The sequence below is a fragment of the Rhodococcus sp. NPDC047139 genome, from assembly GCF_040643435.1.
Classification (GTDB): Bacteria; Actinomycetota; Actinomycetes; order Mycobacteriales; family Mycobacteriaceae; genus Rhodococcus.
On record NZ_JBEYUH010000018.1, the window covers coordinates 1 to 18,125 of the forward strand.

Sequence of the window (18,125 nt, forward strand, 5' to 3'; positions counted from 1 at the left end):
CAGATGGTTACCGAACCGGTCGCAGTCCTCCGCAAACGACATGATCGTCGCAACCTCTCGTTGAGAGTGTTGCGACGATCATGTGAACCCGCCCTGGTCCGGGGGCCTTTCCCGTAGGGGTGCGAGACCTCCTCGGCGGTCGTGCCTCCGGTGCGACGCTTGTGCGCCGGATGGCGAAGCCGCCTACGCCACCCACCAGGGCCGCAGAGGAACCTGTGGCTTCTTGTCGTCTCCCAGCTTGACCGCGAGTACCTGGTGCAATTGCACGATGTTGCGTTCGAAGCCGAGACGGGAGCCGGCCATGTACAGGCCCCACAGACGTGCCGTGGCCTCACCGACCTCGGCGACGCAGGACTCCCAGTTCGTCTCGAGGTACTCGCACCAACCCTTCAGCGTCAGGGCGTAGTGCTCGCGCAGGTTCTCCTCGTGCACCACCTCGAAGCCGATGTTCTGGGCCTCGGTGATGATGCGTCCCGAGCCGGTGAGTTCCCCGTCGGGGAAGATGTACCGGTCGATGAAACCGCCCGCCTTGACCCGGCCGCGGTTGGTCGGCCGTGTGATGCAGTGGTTGAGCAACATGCCGCCCGCACGCAGCTTCTCGTGCAGGAAACCGAAATAGGCCGGGTAGTTCGCGACGCCTATGTGCTCGGTCAGGCCGATCGACGAGATCGCGTCGAACCCGCCCTCGGAGACGTCGCGGTAGTCGGAGTGCCGAACCTCCGCCAGGTCGCCGAGGCCCTCGTCGAGGATCGCCTTCTGCGCCCACTCGGCCTGCTCACGCGAGAGTGTCACACCGAGCGACTTCACGCCCCGCCGTGCGGCGTAGCGCACCATTCCGCCCCAGCCGCAACCGATGTCGAGCAGGCGATCACCCGGCTTCAACCGCAGCTTCTCGAAGATCAGACGGTACTTGTTCTCCTGGGCGTCCTCGAGGCTGTGGTTCTCGGATTCGAAGACCGCGCAGGTGTACGTCATCGAAGGGCCGAGGACGTACTCGTAGAACTCGTTGGACACATCGTAGTGATGATGGATGACCTCGGCATCGCGTGCTTTCGAGTGCCGCAGGCCTTCGGCGATGCGCCGCCAGCGCGGCAGGTGTTCCTGCGGCGGCGGTGCGATCGGCTTGAGCAATTCCGTGCCCAGCGACTTGGCGATCTGCGCGAGGACACGTGCCGGGGGACGCTCGAAGTGCAGGTCGCCGAGCGACTCGAGCAACCGATAGGGGTTGCCGGGATGCACCCCTTTCACTTCGAGATCACCAGAAATATAGGCGCGCGCCATCCCCAGATCGCCGGGTGCCGTGGCGATATACGTAGCGCCCTTGGGAGTTGCGAGGTGCAGGCCGTAGGGGGCATCCTCCGGACCCGCCGCCGAACCGTCGTACGCGGTGAAGCGCATCGGCATGTCGCCACCGGTCACGATTTCGACGATCTCGGCGAGCGCGAGTTTGTCCTCGCTGGACCGCGTGTTCTCGGCTTTGAATGTAGTCACTTTCGTTGCACCGCCTTCGCGAAGAGGTCCAGTAGACGGGATCGAGGATCGTATTTTTGTTTGAGCGAGGGGTATTCGCCGCCTCCGTAATACAGCTTCTCGAACTCGTCCTTCGAATAATAGGAATCCGAGTAGAGCGATTTGTGCCCGTCGAGTTCGGCGACCTTGTTCTCGATCAACCGGTTGGCGGCACCCTCGGTGGCGCCTGGAACGATGGGAACGGACGACCAGAAACCGACGTTGACGTAGGCACGTTTGGGTTCCAGCGGATACAGCGGCCACGGACGCTGGGCGTCCCACGTATTCGGCCGCTGTGTGTCCGAGGAGGATTCGCCGTCGCGCAATTTCAAGGGGCACAACCAGATGGGCTCGATCGGGATCTCCTCGAGGAACCACTCGACGAATTTGCGGGTCCGTTCGAGCGGAACCTCGATATCCTGCACGACCCGCTCGCGGGGTGGATTGCCCTTGCGTGCCTCGAGCCGGTCGGCCACCGAATACTTGTGGTCGATGGCGATGAGTTTCCAGTAGAAACTGCTGCGCAGCAGACGCTTCGGCCAGAGTCGGCGAATTCTCGGATCCTGGGCGCCGAAAGCTCTCGAGCACCAGAACCAGTCGGTGTCCCAGCGCCACAGATAGTCGCGGATCGTGAGCCGATCATGCTTGGGATGGTTGACCGAGACATGCTGGATCGACCGATAGTAGACGTTCTGCCCGGTGTAGTCGCTGACGGGACCCGACTCGTCGGTCTGCGTGCCGAGGGTCAGGTAGCTCTCGGTCGCAGAGAAGACGACCCCGTCGAGATAGTCGACCGGCACTCCGCCCCATACACGTTCGTCGACGATCTGCGTGAGAGCGGATTGGAGGTCGGAGATCGTGTCGAATCGCAGGTGGCGTAGGGCGACGTACGGCTTCACCGGTTCGAGTTCGATACGCAGGCGCGTCGCGTACCCGAGCGAACCGTAGGAATTGGGGAAGCCGTGGAACAGGTCGGCATGTTCCCCTTCGGGGCGTGCCGTGACGATCTCGCCGGCACCTGTGAGGATGTCCATCTCGAGTACCGACTCGTGGGGGAGCCCGTTCCGGAAGGACGTCGATTCGATGCCGAGTCCGGTGACGGCACCGCCGAGGGTGATCGTCTTCAGTTGCGGAACGACCAGCGGAGCGAGGCCGTACGGCAGGGTGGCGTCGACGAGATCCTCGTAGGTGCACATACCGGCGACATCTGCGGTGCGGGCCTCGGGGTCGACGGAGATGACCCCGCCGAGGCCGGAGACGTCCAGGCCGGGTGCGTCGACCCGGGCACGGGCCCGGAACAGATTGGACGTCTTCTTTGCGAGCCGCACAGGCGCGTCGGCCGGAATCGCGCGGTACGAACGCAGCAGACGCTCGACACCTTCCCGGTGCACGGCCTCCCCGGACGAGTTCTTCACACCTGACGATCTCGGCATCTGCATTCGACTCCTCGGAGCGTGCGCATCGGTGGCACGTCCACAATAGACCCGGTGGTCGCATCCGTCCCGGTACAGGAAGGGCAGGATGGGACCCAGCCGTAACCGGCACATTCGAGTTCCGAAGATGCAGAAGGAGTCGTTCATGGCACAGGTCAGCGCAAGTAGTTCGCTCCAGTTGGGGGCCCCTCCCGAGACGGTGCTCACCGCACTGGCCGACTACGAGACCGTGCGGCCGCGCATCCTCACCGAGCACTACCGCGACTACCGTGTGATCTCCGGTGGTCGCGGTGACGGCACGGTGGTGCACTGGATCCTCCAGGCGACGGAGAAGCGTCAGCGGGACGTACAGGCCACGGTGTCGGTGAAGGGCAGTACCGTCACGGAGACCGATGCGAATTCCTCGCTCGTGACCACCTACAGCGTGGTGCCGAACGGAACGGGTTCGACGGTCGTCGTCCTCACGCAGTGGACGGGCGCCGGGGGTGTCAAGGGCTTCTTCGAGAAGACGTTCGCCCCCCTCGGACTGCGGAAGATCCAGAAGCAGATGCTCGAAAACCTGAAGAAGGAAGTCGACTGACCTCGACGTCGTCCGATTTCTGCGTCGGCACCGGCCACGATGCGTGGCGACTAGGCTGGCGTAAACACTTGCAGAAAGGATGTGCCGTGCAACCCGGTGGAATGCCCGACATGCAGCAACTCCTCGCCCAGGCCCAGCAGATGCAGCAGCAACTCGTCGCCGCGCAGAACGAGATGGCGCAGGCGGAGGTCACAGGTCAGGCCGGCGGCGGTCTCGTCACGGCGACGGTGAAGGGCACTGGCGAGGTCGTATCCGTGAACATCGATCCGAAGGTCGTCGACCCGGACGATGTCGAGACTCTCCAGGATCTCGTGGTCGGTGCGATCGCCGACGCTTCGGCGAAGGCACAGGAGATCGCCGCCGAGAAGCTCGGCCCGCTTGCGGGCGGACTTGGCGGCGGAATTCCCGGGCTGCCAGGTTTCTAGAGGTCGGCGTTGTACGAAGGACCGGTACAGGACCTCATCGACGAGCTGGGCAAGCTTCCGGGCGTCGGCCCGAAGAGTGCTCAGCGCATCGCATTCCACCTGCTCTCGGTGGAGCCGCCCGAGATCGATCGCCTGCAGGCGGCGCTGCAGAGGATCCGCGACGGTGTGCAGTTCTGCGAGGTCTGCGGAACGGTCTCCGATCAACAGCGATGCCGTATCTGCTCCGACCCGCGCCGCGACCGCACGGTGATCTGTGTGGTCGAGGAACCCAAGGACGTGCAGGCGATCGAGCGCACCCGTGAGTTCCGGGGGCGCTATCACGTTCTCGGTGGTGCGCTCGATCCGCTCAACGGGGTCGGACCGGACCAGTTGCACATCCGGGAACTGCTCACCCGGATCGGCAATCAGGAGGACGGTGTCGACGTCTCCGAGGTGATCATCGCGACCGATCCCAACACGGAGGGGGAAGCGACGGCCACCTATCTCGTGCGGATGCTCAGGGACTTCCCGGGCCTGAGCGTCACGCGCCTCGCGTCGGGTCTGCCTATGGGCGGCGACCTCGAGTTCGCGGACGAGCTGACCCTCGGGCGCGCGCTGTCGGGGAGGCGGGCAATGTGACGGTGCGCGGCGCGGACTCGACCGACGGGGGTGAGCCCGAGAAGCGTCGCCGGACCGCGGATGAAACCAGGAAACTGATCATCGATGCGGCCGGAAAGGCGTTCGCGACACGTCCCTACCGCGACATCACCCTCAAGGACATCGCAGAGGAAGCAGGGGTCAGTGCACCGCTGATCATCAAGTATTTCGGCTCGAAGGAGCAGTTGTACGAGGAGCTCGTCGACTTCCAGTACGGCGCGCAAGTGTTGTTCGAAGGGCCCCTCGAAAGTCTGGGGGAGCGCATGGTGGCGATGCTCGCCCGCCCGCTGGAGCCCTACAAGCCGTTGTCGATGAACATCCTGTTCATGAGTGGCGGCAGCGAGGAGAGCAACCGCATGCTCCGCGACAACTACTCCACGCAGATGATCGACGCTCTCGCCGCCCGCCTGTCCGGAACGGATGCCCGTCTGCGGGCGGAACTGGCCATGTCGGCGGTGATGGGTCTGGCGATCATGCGACGGCGCATGATGCAGGAGCGCGCGACCGGCACGATCGAAGAAGTGGTGGCGCTCTACGCACCTCTGGTGCAGGCTCTGCTCGACGGAGACGTCCCTCCGCAGAGCCAATGAGGTTCGTCACTTGCCTTGAGGGTAAATAGCCGTTCACCTAATGTGGTGAACGGCTATTTACCTATCGGAGGAGGGTGTCGGTGTCGATTTCGCTCCCTCTGCGCTTGTACGTACCGGGCAGGTCCGTCTCCGCTCCGGTACACCACGCCCCCGAGACGGCGAGGAAGACACCGCGCGATCTACGGCGCTTCGTCTTCCCTGTTCTCGCCGTCGGTGCCGTCTTCCAGGCCATCATGCAGACGGTCATGGTGCCGCTCCTGCCGAGCATGCCGGGCTTCACGGGGGCCGGCCCCACCGCGGTCTCGTGGCTGGTGACGAGCACCCTCCTCGTCGGTGCGGTGATGACGCCCATCTTCGGCCGTCTCGCCGACATGATCGGCAAGAAGCGCATGCTGCTCGTCGCGTTCGGGCTCATGACTCTCGGTTCGCTCATCTGCGCGCTGACCTCCGAGATCGGCCTGCTCATCCTCGCCCGCGGACTGCAGGGCGCCGGTGCTGCGGTACTGCCGATCGGCATGGCAATCCTCCGCGAGGTCCTGCCGCGCGAGAGCGTGGACCGCTCGATCGCGATACTCAGCTCCACCCTCGGCATCGGTACCGCGGTCGGAATACCGTTCGCGGCGGCCATCGTCCAGTTCGCCGACTGGCACCTGCTGTTCTGGGCGACCGCTGCCATCGGGGCCGGTGTGGCCTTCGGGGCATGGCTCGTCGTCCCGGAGTCGAAGACTCGCACCGGTGGACGTTTCGACACCGTGGGAGCAGCCGGGTTGTCGGCTGCGCTGGTGTGCCTGCTCGTGCCCATAACCCAGGGCAGCATGTGGGGCTGGACGAGTCCCGCCGTGCTCCTGACGTTCGGTGCATCCGTAGTGTTGTTCGCGCTCTGGGGCTTCCAGCAGCTGCGCAATCGCAACCCGCTCGTCGACCTTCGCATCTCGGCCCGTCGGTCGGTCCTGGCGCCGCATCTGTCGGCGCTCCTCGTCGGTTTCGCCTTCTACGGCAACACCCTCATCACCACCCAGTTGCTGCAGGCATCGTCGGCGCACGGGGCCGGATACGACCTGACCATCCTCGAGGCCGCCGCGTGCCAGCTCGCAGCGAGCTTCGCAATGATGATCTTCGCGATCGTGGCCTCCCGGATCACCGAACGATCCGGTCCGAAGATCACGATCATGGCCGGAGCGCTCTTCCTGCTCGCCGGTTACGCCGTTCACGCAGTGCCCGGTAAACCGTTGTGGGCCGTGGTGGTCGCCATCTTCGTCGCGGCAATCGGCACTTCGCTGGTGTACTGCACCCTTCCGGTACTTCTGCTCGGCGCGGTGCCGCTGTCTCAGAACGCCGCGGCGAACGGCGTCAACGTCCTGCTCCGCACCGTGGGCAGCACGGTGTGCAGCGCAGTGGTTGCTTCGGTACTCGCGGCCTACGCACTCGGAGGAGGATCGGGCATCGACACCGCAGGCTTTGTCGTCGCCTACCTGGTGTGCGCCGGTTGCGCCGTGGTGGTCTTCGTGTCGGCATTCGCGCTTCCTTCTCGGCAGTCCCCGCGACCGGTCGCGGACTGATTCTCCGACGGCTACTCGCACGACAGTCACGGCCCCGCATCTCCGGCGATGAACCGGAAATGCGGGGCCGTCCCTCCTGCCCCCCAGGTATCTGTCGTGGTCAGTGCTCCACGCCGAGATCGCTCGGACGGTAGCCGAGGGGGTAACCCGGATACGTCCTGTTCGTCGAATTACCGGCCGAGAGCGACACACGTCGCTTCGGCAGCCGCCGGACGAACGCCGACCGTGCCCGCAACGCTCCCTCGACCACCGCCGTCAACTGCGGTGAGCTCTTGGGGAAACCGAACGCCGAGGCCATACGGTCGTCGATCAGGGCGAAGACGACCTTCTCGATGCCCTTGTTCAGCGCCTTCGGATACCACGACTGGAACAGACGCAGCGTGTAGGTGCCGATCGCGTGATTGTCGTCGGTGTAGGTGAACTTCTCGCGCTCGTATTCGAGCTTGAAGCGATGGAACTCCTGGAACGACTCCGGAATGTCCTTGATACCCATTCGGATGCCGACCTGGCGGTAGAAATGGAAGGACGCCAGTCGCTCGTTCGGGTGCAGGCGGCGCCAGCCGTAGCGGTCGATCCAGTCGAGTGGGTCGTACACGAAGGTCGACAGCACGTACAGCATGTCGTCGTTGTCGATCGAGTACTTGCCGTGCATCCGGTTGATATTGCGCAGCGACTCCCGGCCCCGCTCGGAGTCGTATCCGTGCTCCACCAGCTCGGCCATGAGCAGAGCGGTGTCGTCGTACCGCTTCTGCGGACGCTTCTCGAACTCGCCGGTACGGGCGAGCAATGCCGAGACGGTCGGCACGCAATACGTCCGGAAGAGTGCGAACTCGAGCGATCGCTGGTAGTCCCAAGGAAATTCGTAGCCGGCAGTGATCCGCACGATGTCCTGGTGCCGAGTGACCGGGTCGAGTCCTTCGATGACCTCGACCCAGCCCATCCGTCCCCGCTTGGGGTGCGGATCCCGATTCGGTGGTGGGAACGATCCGGCCTTCTCGATGCGCGCTTCGGGCGCCGCGACGACAGCCGGTTTACGAGTGCGGGCCCGCGGGGGAGTTGTCGTCATCGGCTCACCTTCCGTGCATGAACTTCAACATGGCCTGCGAGATCTTCAGGTCGCGTTCCGGACGTTCGAGGCTCATGAGCTTGAGCGGCGAGCTGAACTTTGCCACCGTGACGGACTTGGGCCGGCTGAATTCGCGCAGACCGTCGGCGCCGTGGATCCGGCCGAAGCCCGATTCACCGATGCCGCCGAAGGGCAGTGATGCGATGGCAGCGAAACCGAGCACGGAGTTGACCGACACCATGCCGTTGCGCAGGCGCTCCGCGAGACGGCGGCCCTTCTTCTTGTCGCGCGTGAAGACGGATGCGCCGAGGCCGTAGTTCGTACCGTTGGCACGTTCGACCGCCTCGTCGAGATCGCGAACCTTGTTGACCACGACGGTGGGACCGAAGGTCTCTTCGCACACCGCGCTCGACGTCTCGGGCACATCGGTGAGGATGACCGGCTCGACGATGCGTTCCTGCACCGATTCGAGCCCGCCGAGCACGGCCGTACCGCCGGACGACAGGGCGTCCTCGATGTGGCTGCGCACGACGTCGACCTGACGCGGAAGAGTCATGGGGCCGTAGGTGGAATCCTCGCCGCCGCCCGGCTTCGCACGCCGGACGGTGGCGGTGAGCTTGTCGAGGAACTCGCGGTAGACAGGTTCTTCGACGTAGATGCGCTCCACGCCCGCGCATGTCTGGCCGGCATTGCCGAAGGCGCCGAAGGCTGCGAACTCGACGGCCTCATCGATGTTGGCGTCGGCTGCGACGATCATCGCGTCCTTGCCACCGCACTCGGCGACGAGCGGGGTGAGGGACTCGGCGCACACGGCCATGACCTTGCGTGCGGTCGGCCCGGAGCCGGTGAACGCGATCTTGTCGACGCCCGAGCGGACGAGGGCCGCACCCGTTTCACCGAGTCCGGTGATCACCTGGAAGACGGGCTGGGTGGGAGCGATCGAGTTCCACTTGTCCTCGAGCCACACGGCGACTCCGGGAGTGAGCTCACTCGGCTTGAACACGACGGCGTTTCCGGCGGCGAGGGAGTAGGCGATCGAGCCCATGGGCGTGTACACCGGGTAGTTCCACGGGCCGATGACGCCGATGACACCGAGCGGCTTGTACTCGAGAGTCGCGGCCTGGTTGAAGCTGGCGACACCCGAGGGCACTTTGCGGGGCTTGAGGACCTTCTTCGCATTCTTGGCAGCCCAGTCGAGGTGCTCGACGGCGAGCATGACTTCGAGAAAGGCGTCGCCGAACGGTTTTCCGGTTTCCTTCGACACCACCGACGCGAGTGAGGTCGCGTCGGATGCGATCGCCTTCTTGAACTCGAGCAGCCATTCCCGGCGGCCACGGAAGCCCTGTGCTTCCCACCAGCGGGCAGCGACGCGGGCGCGCTCGACGGCAGCACCCACAGCGGCTTCGTCGGCGATCGGGTATTCGGCGATCACCTCGCCGTTCCGTGGATCGAGGCTGGCGAACGTGTCGTCGGTCGTCGCGGAGGCCTTGCCCGAGGTGGTCTTCGACTTCGGGCTGGTGAGGTTCTGGGTCATGTTCGACACTTCCTGTGGACCACATCACATATATTTGATGTGATAACTGTAGTGGACATCACACTAGGCGTTCGCGGGCCAATTGGACAACCCCCGTGCGCAGTTGTCCGGATTCCTACAGGAGACATGATGGCGGCACCTACACCCGGTCCCGGGATCACAACCGATCCCGCTGCGGCATCCCGACGTTCGGAGGTGCCCATGCGGCGCCGTCCGCAGCTTTCCGACGAGGTGGCGGTGCACCTTCGCGGTTCGATCATGTCCGGTGCGCTGCGCCCGGGGGATTTCATCCGGCTCGACGAGACTGCTGTCGAACTCGGTGTCAGCGTCACCCCGGTGCGGGAGGCCCTGCTGACGCTGCGCGGCGAGGGGATGGTCGAGTCCGCCCCGAACCGCGGCTATCGCGTCGCACCACTCACGCGCGGCGATATCGACGACATCTTCTGGTTGCAGGGGCAGATCGCCGTCGAACTCGCCCTCCGGGCGGTGGATCGTGCTACGCCGGCCGATCTGGAGCGTCTGGCGGAACTCAACGAGCGGTTGCGCATGCTCGTGGTACTTCCGGAGGGAGTCAGGCCCGACATCGAACGAATCGCGGACGCCGAGTTCGACTTCCACAGAGAACTCAATCGCATCGCGGACAGCCCGAAGCTGGCGTGGTTCCTCAACACCGCCTCGCGCACGATCCCGTACCGCCTCTACGCGCGCGACACCGAGTGGGGCACATTGGCCGTCGAGTCGCACATCAAACTGATCGAGGCGATCGCTGCGCAGGATCACGGCGAGGTGATCACGCAAACGCTCGTGCAGTTCGAGGACGCGGCCGCACGGCTGGTCGCTCACCGTCAGCGAGCGGGGGTCGCCTCCGGCTAGCGGCTGTCCCCCGGAGGTCCGGGTGGGTCCGGTTCGGTACGGCTGCGAGAGCGGTGACGGTCCGCGGCATGATCGGACCAACTTGGGACTTGCCTATCTGAGTACGGGTGTGCACAATTTGAAGTGCAGTGTCGCACCCGTACTTTCGCTCTCAGGAGACTTCCACATGACGACCCACGCCGAAGACTTCGCGCCGAGCGTCGCCGGACACGCCCCGGATGTCGATGCCGACGAGCGTCCCTCGCGCATTGCTGTGCCTGCTCAGGCGGGGTCGGTCGACCTGGCCGCTTTCGTCGGGGAATCGATGCTCCTGCTCGGCGCAGGCGCTACGGTGCTCCTGCAGCTCGCATCACGCGGAGTGGGATACGGCGTCGCCGATCACAGCACCACCCTCCAGCGGCCGCTCGACCGGTTGCGCACCACGATGACCTACGTCTACGCGGTCACCCTCGGTACCCCCGAGGAAAAGAAACAGATCGTCCGCATGGTGAACAAGGCGCATGTTCCGGTGCGCTCGGAGAGCTACAACGCCTTCGACCCCGAACTCCAACTGTGGGTCGCCGCCACGCTGTACCGCAACGGTATCGAGATGTACCAGCGGATGTTCGGCCCGCTCACCGATGCCGAGATCGAACGGATCTACCGCCAGTCCGCGATATACGGCACCGCGCTGCAGGTCAAGGAAGACATGTGGCCCGCCACGCGGGAGGACTTCGACAAGTACTGGGACGAGATGATCGCGACCTTCGAGGTCGACGCGAAGGTGCGTTCCTTCACTCGGAACCTGCTCACCGGCGGTGATGCTCCGCTTCCGGTCCGGGCACTCATGCCCCTGCAGCGGTTCATGACCATCGGTCTGCTTCCGCAGCGCATGCGCGACGAGTTCGCGCTGCCTTGGACTCCGCGCGACCAGCGCCGGTTCGACCTGTTCTGGAAGGTGGTGCCGCCGATCTACCGCGCGGTGCCCAAGCCGATCCGTCAACTGTCGGCCACGTACTACCTGCGCGACATGCGTCGCCGGATGAAGGCCCAGAGGCATCTCATCTGACGCTGCGCAAGGACCGAAGTGGCCGGACCATGCGTCCGGCCACTTCCGCGTTGTCCGCCGCAGGTCCGGGTCACACGGCGGTGTCGCGCTCGAGGCCGAACCAGTAGTGCTCATCGTTGTCGAACACCAGTGAGCCCTTGCCGTTCATCACTCCGACGACCGTGTTGGCGTCGACCTTCTTGAAGTGGTCGAAGACCGGCATTCCGTCGTAGACCATCGTCGCCGTCACCTCACCGCGGAAGACGATCTCCCACAGGCTTGCTTCTCCCCGTCCGGTCTTCGTATCGGAGAACAGCCGGCCGTCCTCGTCGTAGCACACCAACGGCTGTACCTCCGAGGCGGAGACGAAGGTCTTTCCGTACCAACGGGATTTGCCGAGCAGCGTGTGGGTGCGGTGCCCGGTGTCGAAACTGAATCCCTTCCACCGATATCCGACGAGATCGCCGATTCCTGCGGGCGTGAGATGTTCCCACAGGGAATCCAGTTCGCGAGGATCGATCCGTTCGGTTCGAGCACGCAGATCTGCAAGTCGCTGGACGACGTCCATGTATCCCCCTAGATGTCGAAGGTGAGTACTGCCTTGACGACCTCGCCGGACGTGACGGCCGCGAGGGCATCGTCGAACTTCGTGAAGTCGAAGGTCTGCACGAGCTCGTCGACGGGAAAACGTCCGTCGCGCCACAGGGCAGCCAGCTCGGGAAGGAATCGATGGGGATCGATGCCGCCCTCGATGACTCCGGTCAGCGTTCGCCCGGACAACAGGTGTGTCTGGTCGATCGAGACGGGATTGCGCCCGGGACGCAACCCGAGCGTCGCGCAGACGCCGGGACTGGTGAGGGACGACAGGGCCTGGCGGATCACGGCCTCGGTGCCCACGGATTCGATCACGTAGTCGGCACCGCCGCCCGTGATCTCCCGAAGCCGTCGCCCGAGATTCTCCTCGTCCTGGGGAGAGATCACCTCGGTGGCACCGAGTCTGCGCGCCGGACCGTGTCGACGTGGGTTGGGATCGACCCCGATGATGTCCGCGCACTCGGCGATGTGCGCAGCCGTTACCGCGGCCATTCCCACCGCGCCGAGTCCGAAGACGACGACCGACGAGCCGGATTCGGGGCGCAACACGTGGAGTACCGTGCCGGCGCCCGTTGCGAAGCCGCATCCCAGCGGGCCGGCGATCGCCACCGGAACGTCGGCCGGAAGCCGCACGGCGTTGCGTTCGGTGGCCACGACGAGCGACGAGAACGACGACTGTCCGAACCAGTTGCCGTGCACCGGGGCGCCGTGGGCATCGCGAAGCACGGTCGTGCCGTCACCCCGCACTCCGCCGTAGTTGAGCCGGGCGAAATGCGTGCAGTAGGCGTGCCGGCCTCGTACACAGTTACGGCACCTGCGGCACGAGTCGAAGCCGAGGACGACCGGGTCGCCGACTCTGAGGCCGGTCACTGCGGAACCCACTTCGGCGACGACCCCGGCACCTTCGTGTCCCAGCACGGCGGGCGTCGGAAGGGGGACGCCTCCCGCTGCCGCGGTGAGGTCGGTGTGACAGATGCCCACTCCGTGGATCCGTACGAGCACCTCGTCGTCGCGAAGTTCGGGCACGGTGACCGTTTCGAGCCGTAGCGGCGAGCCGTACTCGCGGAGCACCGCCGCGGTCGCAGTGCGGGTCATCGTGCCTCCTCGGGGACGCCCGTCTCTCCGCGCAGGACCGAGAGCATCAACTGCTGCATCCGGCGCTGCCGGGACTCGGTGGGGTGGAAGTGCATCAGACTTCCCGTGTCTAGGACCAGATTGAGTGCCCCGTGGACGAGGAATCGGCATTCGACGGCGGACAGTTCGGGGCGGAGCTCGCCGACCAGCCGGGCCCACTCCTCGATGTTGAGCCGCTGGATGTTCCGGAGGTCGCTGCGGTGGTGCGCGGGAAGATTGCCGACCTCCGCAAAGTACACGGACATGAGTTCGCTGTGTTCGAACGACAGCCGGACGTAGACGTCGGTGAGGACTTCGAGAGCCTGCGCGGGAGTGGTGGACTCGGACAGTGCGGCTGCGATCGCCATCGCTACGCGGTCGCCCGCCCGGTGGAAGGCGGCCGCGAGCAGATCGGCCTTGCTCGCGAAGTGCCGGTAGACGCCGGACGCATTGATACCCGCTGCCGCACCGATCTCTTCGATGCTCACCTCGTGGTAACCGCGAGCATCGAACATCAGCACGGCTTCGTGGAGGAGGACCTCGCGCTTGTTCGCGACGGACAGCCCACGCCGTTCGGGGGTCGGTGCAGGCTCGCCGACGTCGGGTACCAGTTCGGTAGCTGCAACCGCCCTGCATGCCTCGAGGAGCAGTTGCTGCAGACGCCGGTTGGACAGTGGAGCGCGGTGGGTCGTGATCGAACCGATGACGCTGAGCATCGCGCTGCTGAGAAGAATGCAGTCGTCGTCGGTGAGATCGGGACGCAACCGCGAGAGCGTCCGGGCGAGATGGCGGTTGAGCGCTCTCATCTTCGTCCGGATCTCGCTGCGGTCCTCGCCGGTGAGATATCGGCGCTCCCAGCGGTACAGCCCGCCTGTCCGCCGGTTGTCGATGGTGGTGCGGATGAGCGCGAGCAGTTTGCGCTCGAGTTCATCCGCGGGGTCGAGATCGGTACCGTGCGTGACGTCGCTCTGCCGGCCGTGTTCGTCGAACTCGGCGAGAGCGCTTCCGAGCGCGTCGGCCAAGGTGACCACGGCGTGGTGGAACAGCGCGTACTTGTTCGGGAAGTGTCGGTACAGCGCCGGACCGGAGATGCCCACAGCTGTTGCGATCTCGTCGATGCTCACACCGTGATAACCGCGTTCACTGAAGGCTTCGGCCGCGACTGCCGCGATCTGCGCCTTGCGATTCTTCGGCCGGCGCCGCACGGCGGGGGCCGGGGAGTCGACTTTCGCGACGGTTCGAGCCCCGACCTGCGCTTGTTCGGGCACCCTGCCTCCTCGTCGTGCGTTCTGTTCCGGTCGCGATGACGCGGCGAATGTTCATCGGCGTCAAAGGTAACAGTCGAACCCCTTTCGAAGAAACACTACTTTTGAGTAAGAAAGAGCAAAACTGCAGGACAGAGTGTATTGACAAACCGGGTCTCAGCCCGCAAAGTTAACCCCAATTCTTCAGTTTCGTCACCATCGTCCGCATGCGGAACCGTCGCAACAGCGGCACTTTTCGAAGGACCGAGGAGGACTCGTGAGAACCCGATTCACCGAGATTTTCGGGGTCGAGCATCCCATCGTGCAGGGCGGCATGATGTGGGTCGGCCGAGCCGAACTCGTGGCCGCCGTGGCGGAGGCCGGGGCGCTCGGCTTCATCACCGCGCTGACTCAGCCCACACCCGAGGATCTCGTACGCGAGATCCAACGGACCCGCGAGCTCACCGACAAGCCGTTCGGCGTCAACCTCACGATCCTGCCCTCGATCAACCCGCCGCCGTACGCCGAGTACCGCCAGGCGATCATCGATTCGGGTGTGAAGATCGTCGAGACCGCCGGCTTCAATCCCGCCGATCACCTGCCGCATTTCAAGGATGCAGGCATCAAGGTGATCCACAAGTGCACGAGCGTGCGGCATGCGGTCAAAGCCGAGCGTATCGGTGTCGACGCGGTGAGCATCGACGGCTTCGAGTGCGCCGGTCATCCGGGGGAGGACGACGTTCCCGGCCTGATCCTCATCCCCGCCGCGACGAGCAAGCTCACCATCCCCGTCATCGCCTCGGGTGGTATTGCAGATTCCCGTGGGCTCGTCGCGGCACTCGCGCTCGGAGCGGACGGGGTCAACATGGGCACCCGATTCATGTGCACCGTCGAATCGCCCGTCGCCCAGGAGGTCAAGGAGCAGATCGTCCGCCACACCGAACGCGACACCAAGCTCATCTTCCGCACGCTGCGCAACACCGCTCGCGTCGCTACCAACGTGGTCAGTGAAGAAGTGGTCGAGATCGAATCGCGCGGAGCTCGATTCGAGGACATCGCTCATCTCGTCGCCGGTGCTCGGGGGCGGAAGGTGTTCGAGGAGGGCGACATCGACGCCGGCATCTGGACGGCCGGCCAGAGTCAGGGACTCATTCACGACATCCCGACCGTCGCCGAACTCGTCGAGCGCATGGTCACCGAGGCCGAAGCCGTCATCACCGGCCGTCTGAACGACATCGTCGGCGCAGACCGGGCGGTGCGGGCATGACCGCCACCACCACGGAGAGCCTGCGGTCCGAACTCGCCGACGGCATCCTGCGACTGACCATCACGCGTCCGCGCCGGATGAACGCGATCGATCTGCCGACGATGAAGACGCTGAGCGAGGCAGTGAAGGCGGGCGGTGCCGACGAGCGTGTCCGCACGATCGTTCTCACCGGCGAAGGGTCTGCATTCTGTACGGGAGCGGATCTCGTTGCGGGGGCGAAGGATCCTCAGGATCCCGGCGTCGTCATGGACACCGCCAACGAACTGATCCGCACGATCGCGTCGGTTCCCGTGCCCGTCATCGCGGCCGTGAACGGCCCCGCAGCGGGAGTCGGCGTCTCGATCGCCCTTGCCTCCGATCTGACCTACGCGGCGGAGAGTGCCTACTTCCTGCTTGCCTTCGTGAACATCGGGCTGATGCCGGACGGCGGTGCGAGCCTTCTCGTTCCCGCTGCCATCGGCCGTGCGCGCGCGGCAGAGATGGCACTCCTCGGCGAGCGAGTTTCTGCGCAGGACGCCGACCGGTTCGGACTGGTTGCGAGCACCGTGCCCGATGCGGAACTTGCCGCGCATGTCGATGCGATCGCGGCGCGAACGGCCGCAGGTCCGCGACGTGCCCTCGAATTGACCAAGCGAGCTCTCAATGCCTCGACGCTGGGGGAACTCGACGCTGCGCTCGCACGGGAGAAGGACGGTCAGGTCGAACTCCTCGCTTCTGTGGATTTCGCCGAAGGCGCCATGGCGATGCTGGAGAAGCGCCCTGCCCGCTTCGCTTGAGATCCAACCCTCTCCGGAGGATTGCGAATGCACTTCCCGGACGGGAGCAGGGGCCGGCATGCTTGTCGGAGCACACGCTCCCGTCCGGTGAACCCCACGCTCGAACAGTGCTTCTTGCTGTGCGGCACCCGGTTGCCGTCCTGCGGCCACACTGGATCTAGACACCCGGACTTCTCGGAATCTCCGTTAACAAAACCTCTGGTCTAAACCTGCCGCGGCCTGTAATGTGCCTCACACATCGAAGGCTCGGTATCGGCCGTGCCCGCACTCCCGCCCTGTCACGAGAGGATCATCGATGGTTCCCCCTTCTGTCGTTTCCGAAGCGGTCTCGACCGACGCATCCCGCTTCCGTAGCAACAACTGGAACAATCAGGTGGCTCGCCACGCCCTGATGATTCCCGATCGCACGGCCTTCCGATTCCGCGGTGAGAGCATCACGTGGTCGCAGTTGAACACCCGCGTCGAGCAGCTCGCGGACGCGTTGTCGCGTCGCGGCATCGGTTTCGGCGACCGCGTCATCGTCCTCATGCTCAACCGCCCCGAGTACGTCGAGATCGTCCTCGCGGCCAACGCTATCGGTGCCATCGCGGTACCGGTGAACTTCCGCCTCACCGCACCCGAGGTGGCCTTCCTCGTCGGTGACTCCGGTGCGAAAGCGATCGTCGCGGAGGGGCCGCTCGTGCCGCTCGCCGCCGCCGCTCGTGCACAGGCGGAAGGCATCGAATTGTTCGTCACCGTCGGGGCCGAGCCGGAAGGCGACGCGCTCGCGTACGAGGCTCTCGTCGCGGAAGACGGCGAACCGCATTCGCCCGTGGCGATCCCGAACGATACTCCCGCGCTCATCATGTACACCTCGGGCACCACGGGCCGGCCTAAGGGTGCCGTTCTCACCCATTCCAATCTGGAAGCCCAGTCGCTCACCTGTATCCGCGCTTTCCGCCTGTTCGACGAGTCGGGTATCGGCTTCTGCGCATCCCCGATGTTTCACATCGCGGCGCTCGGCTCGATCGCACCGAGCCTGATGCTCGGTACACCCACCGTCATTCACCCGGTCGGCGCATTCGACCCGGACGAACTGCTCGACGTGCTCGAGGCCGAGAACGTCACCAGCCTGTTCCTCGTGCCGGTGCAGTGGCAGATGATGTGTGCCGCGCAGCAGGCGAGGCCGCGGAACTTGAAGCTGCGCAACATCTCCTGGGGCGCTGCGCCGAGTTCCGATACCATCCTGCGCGCAATGGCGGAGACCTTCCCGGACGCCTTCAACGTGGCCGTCTTCGGTCAGACCGAGATGTCGCCCATCACGTGTGTTCTCGACGGTGAGGACGCCATCCGCAAACTCGGTTCCGTCGGCCGGGTAATCCCCACCATCCAGGCTCGCGTCGTCGACGACGAGATGAACGATGTCGCTCCGGGGGAGGTCGGCGAGATCGTCTACCGCGGCCCGACGATGATGCGCGAGTACTGGAACAACCCCACCGCCACGAGTGAAGCCTTCTACGGTGGATGGTTCCATTCCGGCGATCTCGTGCGTGTGGACGAGGAGGGCTTCGTCTACGTCGTCGACCGCAAGAAGGACATGATCATCTCCGGCGGCGAGAACATCTACTGCGCCGAGGTGGAGAACGTGCTCTTCGGCCATCCCAAGGTGCTCGAGGCCGCGGTCGTCGGCCGTCCGGACGCGAAGTGGGGTGAGGTGCCCGTCGCGGTTCTCGCGCTGAAGCCCGGCAACGACGATCTCACCATCGACGAGTTGCAGCCTTATCTCAACGAACACCTCGCCCGGTACAAGCATCCCAAGGAGATCGTGATCGTCGATGCCCTGCCGCGCAACGCGAGCGGCAAGGTCGTCAAGGGCGAACTCCGAGGCGGCCTGCCCGCCGTAACCCAGGGCTGATCTCC

At 65.0% G+C, this 18,125-nt stretch carries 17 protein-coding genes; 10 read left to right on the plus strand and 7 right to left on the minus strand.

Features of this window, described 5'->3' with window-relative positions; all coding sequences use genetic code 11:
* Window positions 1-183: 183 nt before the first annotated feature.
* A complete protein-coding gene (locus ABZ789_RS19325) occupies window positions 184-1,491 on the minus strand; it encodes a class I SAM-dependent methyltransferase (protein WP_358427088.1) in 1,308 nt (435 codons plus the stop codon).
* Window positions 1,488-2,948: an FAD-binding oxidoreductase gene (locus ABZ789_RS19330; RefSeq protein WP_358427091.1), complete on the minus strand. Its 1,461-nt coding sequence runs from the start codon at window positions 2,946-2,948 to the stop codon at window positions 1,488-1,490. The genes ABZ789_RS19325 and ABZ789_RS19330 overlap by 4 nt, the downstream gene beginning before the upstream one ends.
* 139 nt (window positions 2,949-3,087) lie before the next feature.
* Here ABZ789_RS19330 and ABZ789_RS19335 point away from each other — a divergent pair, with 139 nt between their 5' ends.
* From ABZ789_RS19335 to ABZ789_RS19355, 5 genes are all read left to right on the plus strand, one after another.
* The gene (locus ABZ789_RS19335; protein WP_358427094.1) at window positions 3,088-3,522 is read left to right on the plus strand and encodes an SRPBCC family protein; all 435 of its coding nucleotides are present in this window, start codon (window positions 3,088-3,090) and stop codon (window positions 3,520-3,522) included.
* Window positions 3,523-3,623: 101 nt separating this feature from the next.
* Entirely contained in the window at window positions 3,624-3,947 is a 324-nt protein-coding gene (locus tag ABZ789_RS19340) for a YbaB/EbfC family nucleoid-associated protein (protein ID WP_241387324.1), read from the plus strand.
* 9 nt (window positions 3,948-3,956) lie between these two features.
* Complete coding sequence (recR, locus tag ABZ789_RS19345) at window positions 3,957-4,565, plus strand: recombination mediator RecR (protein WP_016693177.1); 609 nt, start codon at window positions 3,957-3,959, stop codon at window positions 4,563-4,565.
* Window positions 4,562-5,173 carry a TetR family transcriptional regulator gene (locus ABZ789_RS19350; protein WP_358427097.1) on the plus strand — a complete coding sequence of 204 codons (612 nt, stop codon included), beginning with the start codon at window positions 4,562-4,564 and terminating at the stop codon, window positions 5,171-5,173. The genes recR and ABZ789_RS19350 overlap by 4 nt, the downstream gene beginning before the upstream one ends.
* Before the next feature lie 74 nt (window positions 5,174-5,247).
* Window positions 5,248-6,732, plus strand: coding sequence for an MFS transporter (locus tag ABZ789_RS19355; protein WP_358427100.1), 1,485 nt, complete (start codon window positions 5,248-5,250; stop codon window positions 6,730-6,732).
* A 100-nt stretch (window positions 6,733-6,832) separates the two neighbouring features.
* Here the strand turns inward: ABZ789_RS19355 and ABZ789_RS19360 are convergent, their stop codons facing one another.
* Both ABZ789_RS19360 and ABZ789_RS19365 read right to left on the minus strand, forming a co-directional pair.
* Window positions 6,833-7,798: an oxygenase MpaB family protein gene (locus ABZ789_RS19360; protein WP_358427103.1), complete on the minus strand. Its 966-nt coding sequence runs from the start codon at window positions 7,796-7,798 to the stop codon at window positions 6,833-6,835.
* 4 nt (window positions 7,799-7,802) lie between these two features.
* Window positions 7,803-9,332, minus strand: a complete 1,530-nt coding sequence (locus tag ABZ789_RS19365; RefSeq protein WP_358427106.1) for an aldehyde dehydrogenase family protein — start codon at window positions 9,330-9,332, stop codon at window positions 7,803-7,805.
* Window positions 9,333-9,533: 201 nt separating this feature from the next.
* On the opposite strand from ABZ789_RS19365, the gene ABZ789_RS19370 reads away from it, so the two are divergent.
* Entirely contained in the window at window positions 9,534-10,205 is a 672-nt protein-coding gene (locus ABZ789_RS19370; protein ID WP_358427109.1) for a GntR family transcriptional regulator, read from the plus strand.
* Between the two features lie 166 nt (window positions 10,206-10,371).
* Window positions 10,372-11,253: an oxygenase MpaB family protein gene (locus tag ABZ789_RS19375; RefSeq protein ID WP_358427112.1), complete on the plus strand. Its 882-nt coding sequence runs from the start codon at window positions 10,372-10,374 to the stop codon at window positions 11,251-11,253.
* A gap of 70 nt (window positions 11,254-11,323) precedes the next feature.
* Here the strand turns inward: ABZ789_RS19375 and ABZ789_RS19380 are convergent, their stop codons facing one another.
* The 3 genes from ABZ789_RS19380 to ABZ789_RS19390 are packed head-to-tail and all read right to left on the minus strand — an operon-like array spanning window position 11,324 to window position 14,207.
* Window positions 11,324-11,800: a DUF4334 domain-containing protein gene (locus tag ABZ789_RS19380; RefSeq protein ID WP_358427115.1), complete on the minus strand. Its 477-nt coding sequence runs from the start codon at window positions 11,798-11,800 to the stop codon at window positions 11,324-11,326.
* A gap of 8 nt (window positions 11,801-11,808) precedes the next feature.
* Window positions 11,809-12,921, minus strand: a complete 1,113-nt coding sequence (locus ABZ789_RS19385; RefSeq protein WP_358427118.1) for an NAD(P)-dependent alcohol dehydrogenase — start codon at window positions 12,919-12,921, stop codon at window positions 11,809-11,811.
* Window positions 12,918-14,207, minus strand: coding sequence for a TetR family transcriptional regulator (locus ABZ789_RS19390; protein WP_358427121.1), 1,290 nt, complete (start codon window positions 14,205-14,207; stop codon window positions 12,918-12,920). The genes ABZ789_RS19385 and ABZ789_RS19390 overlap by 4 nt, the downstream gene beginning before the upstream one ends.
* Before the next feature lie 253 nt (window positions 14,208-14,460).
* On the opposite strand from ABZ789_RS19390, the gene ABZ789_RS19395 reads away from it, so the two are divergent.
* The 3 genes from ABZ789_RS19395 to fadD5 all read left to right on the plus strand — a co-directional run bounded on the left by ABZ789_RS19395 (window position 14,461) and on the right by fadD5 (window position 18,120).
* Window positions 14,461-15,450 (plus strand): nitronate monooxygenase family protein, encoded by a 990-nt coding sequence (locus tag ABZ789_RS19395; protein WP_358427124.1) that lies wholly within the window; start codon window positions 14,461-14,463, stop codon window positions 15,448-15,450.
* Window positions 15,447-16,226: an enoyl-CoA hydratase gene (locus ABZ789_RS19400; RefSeq protein WP_358427127.1), complete on the plus strand. Its 780-nt coding sequence runs from the start codon at window positions 15,447-15,449 to the stop codon at window positions 16,224-16,226. The genes ABZ789_RS19395 and ABZ789_RS19400 overlap by 4 nt, the downstream gene beginning before the upstream one ends.
* 295 nt (window positions 16,227-16,521) lie before the next feature.
* Window positions 16,522-18,120, plus strand: a complete 1,599-nt coding sequence (gene fadD5 / locus ABZ789_RS19405) for a fatty-acid--CoA ligase FadD5 (protein WP_358427130.1) — start codon at window positions 16,522-16,524, stop codon at window positions 18,118-18,120.
* Window positions 18,121-18,125 lie beyond the last annotated feature (5 nt).

What these genes read in the sequence shown, in the direction of transcription:
- ABZ789_RS19330 (WP_358427091.1), bottom strand. Translation starts at nt 2,948, where the DNA reads ATGCAGATGCCGAGATCGTCAGGTGTGAAGAACTCGTCCGGGGAGGCC.
- ABZ789_RS19335 (WP_358427094.1), top strand. Translation starts at nt 3,088, where the DNA reads ATGGCACAGGTCAGCGCAAGTAGTTCGCTCCAGTTGGGGGCCCCTCCC.
- ABZ789_RS19340 (WP_241387324.1), top strand. Translation starts at nt 3,624, where the DNA reads ATGCCCGACATGCAGCAACTCCTCGCCCAGGCCCAGCAGATGCAGCAG.
- ABZ789_RS19360 (WP_358427103.1), bottom strand. Translation starts at nt 7,798, where the DNA reads ATGACGACAACTCCCCCGCGGGCCCGCACTCGTAAACCGGCTGTCGTC.
- ABZ789_RS19365 (WP_358427106.1), bottom strand. Translation starts at nt 9,332, where the DNA reads ATGACCCAGAACCTCACCAGCCCGAAGTCGAAGACCACCTCGGGCAAG.
- ABZ789_RS19370 (WP_358427109.1), top strand. Translation starts at nt 9,534, where the DNA reads ATGCGGCGCCGTCCGCAGCTTTCCGACGAGGTGGCGGTGCACCTTCGC.
- ABZ789_RS19375 (WP_358427112.1), top strand. Translation starts at nt 10,372, where the DNA reads ATGACGACCCACGCCGAAGACTTCGCGCCGAGCGTCGCCGGACACGCC.
- ABZ789_RS19380 (WP_358427115.1), bottom strand. Translation starts at nt 11,800, where the DNA reads ATGGACGTCGTCCAGCGACTTGCAGATCTGCGTGCTCGAACCGAACGG.
- ABZ789_RS19385 (WP_358427118.1), bottom strand. Translation starts at nt 12,921, where the DNA reads ATGACCCGCACTGCGACCGCGGCGGTGCTCCGCGAGTACGGCTCGCCG.
- ABZ789_RS19400 (WP_358427127.1), top strand. Translation starts at nt 15,447, where the DNA reads ATGACCGCCACCACCACGGAGAGCCTGCGGTCCGAACTCGCCGACGGC.
- fadD5 (WP_358427130.1), top strand. Translation starts at nt 16,522, where the DNA reads ATGGTTCCCCCTTCTGTCGTTTCCGAAGCGGTCTCGACCGACGCATCC.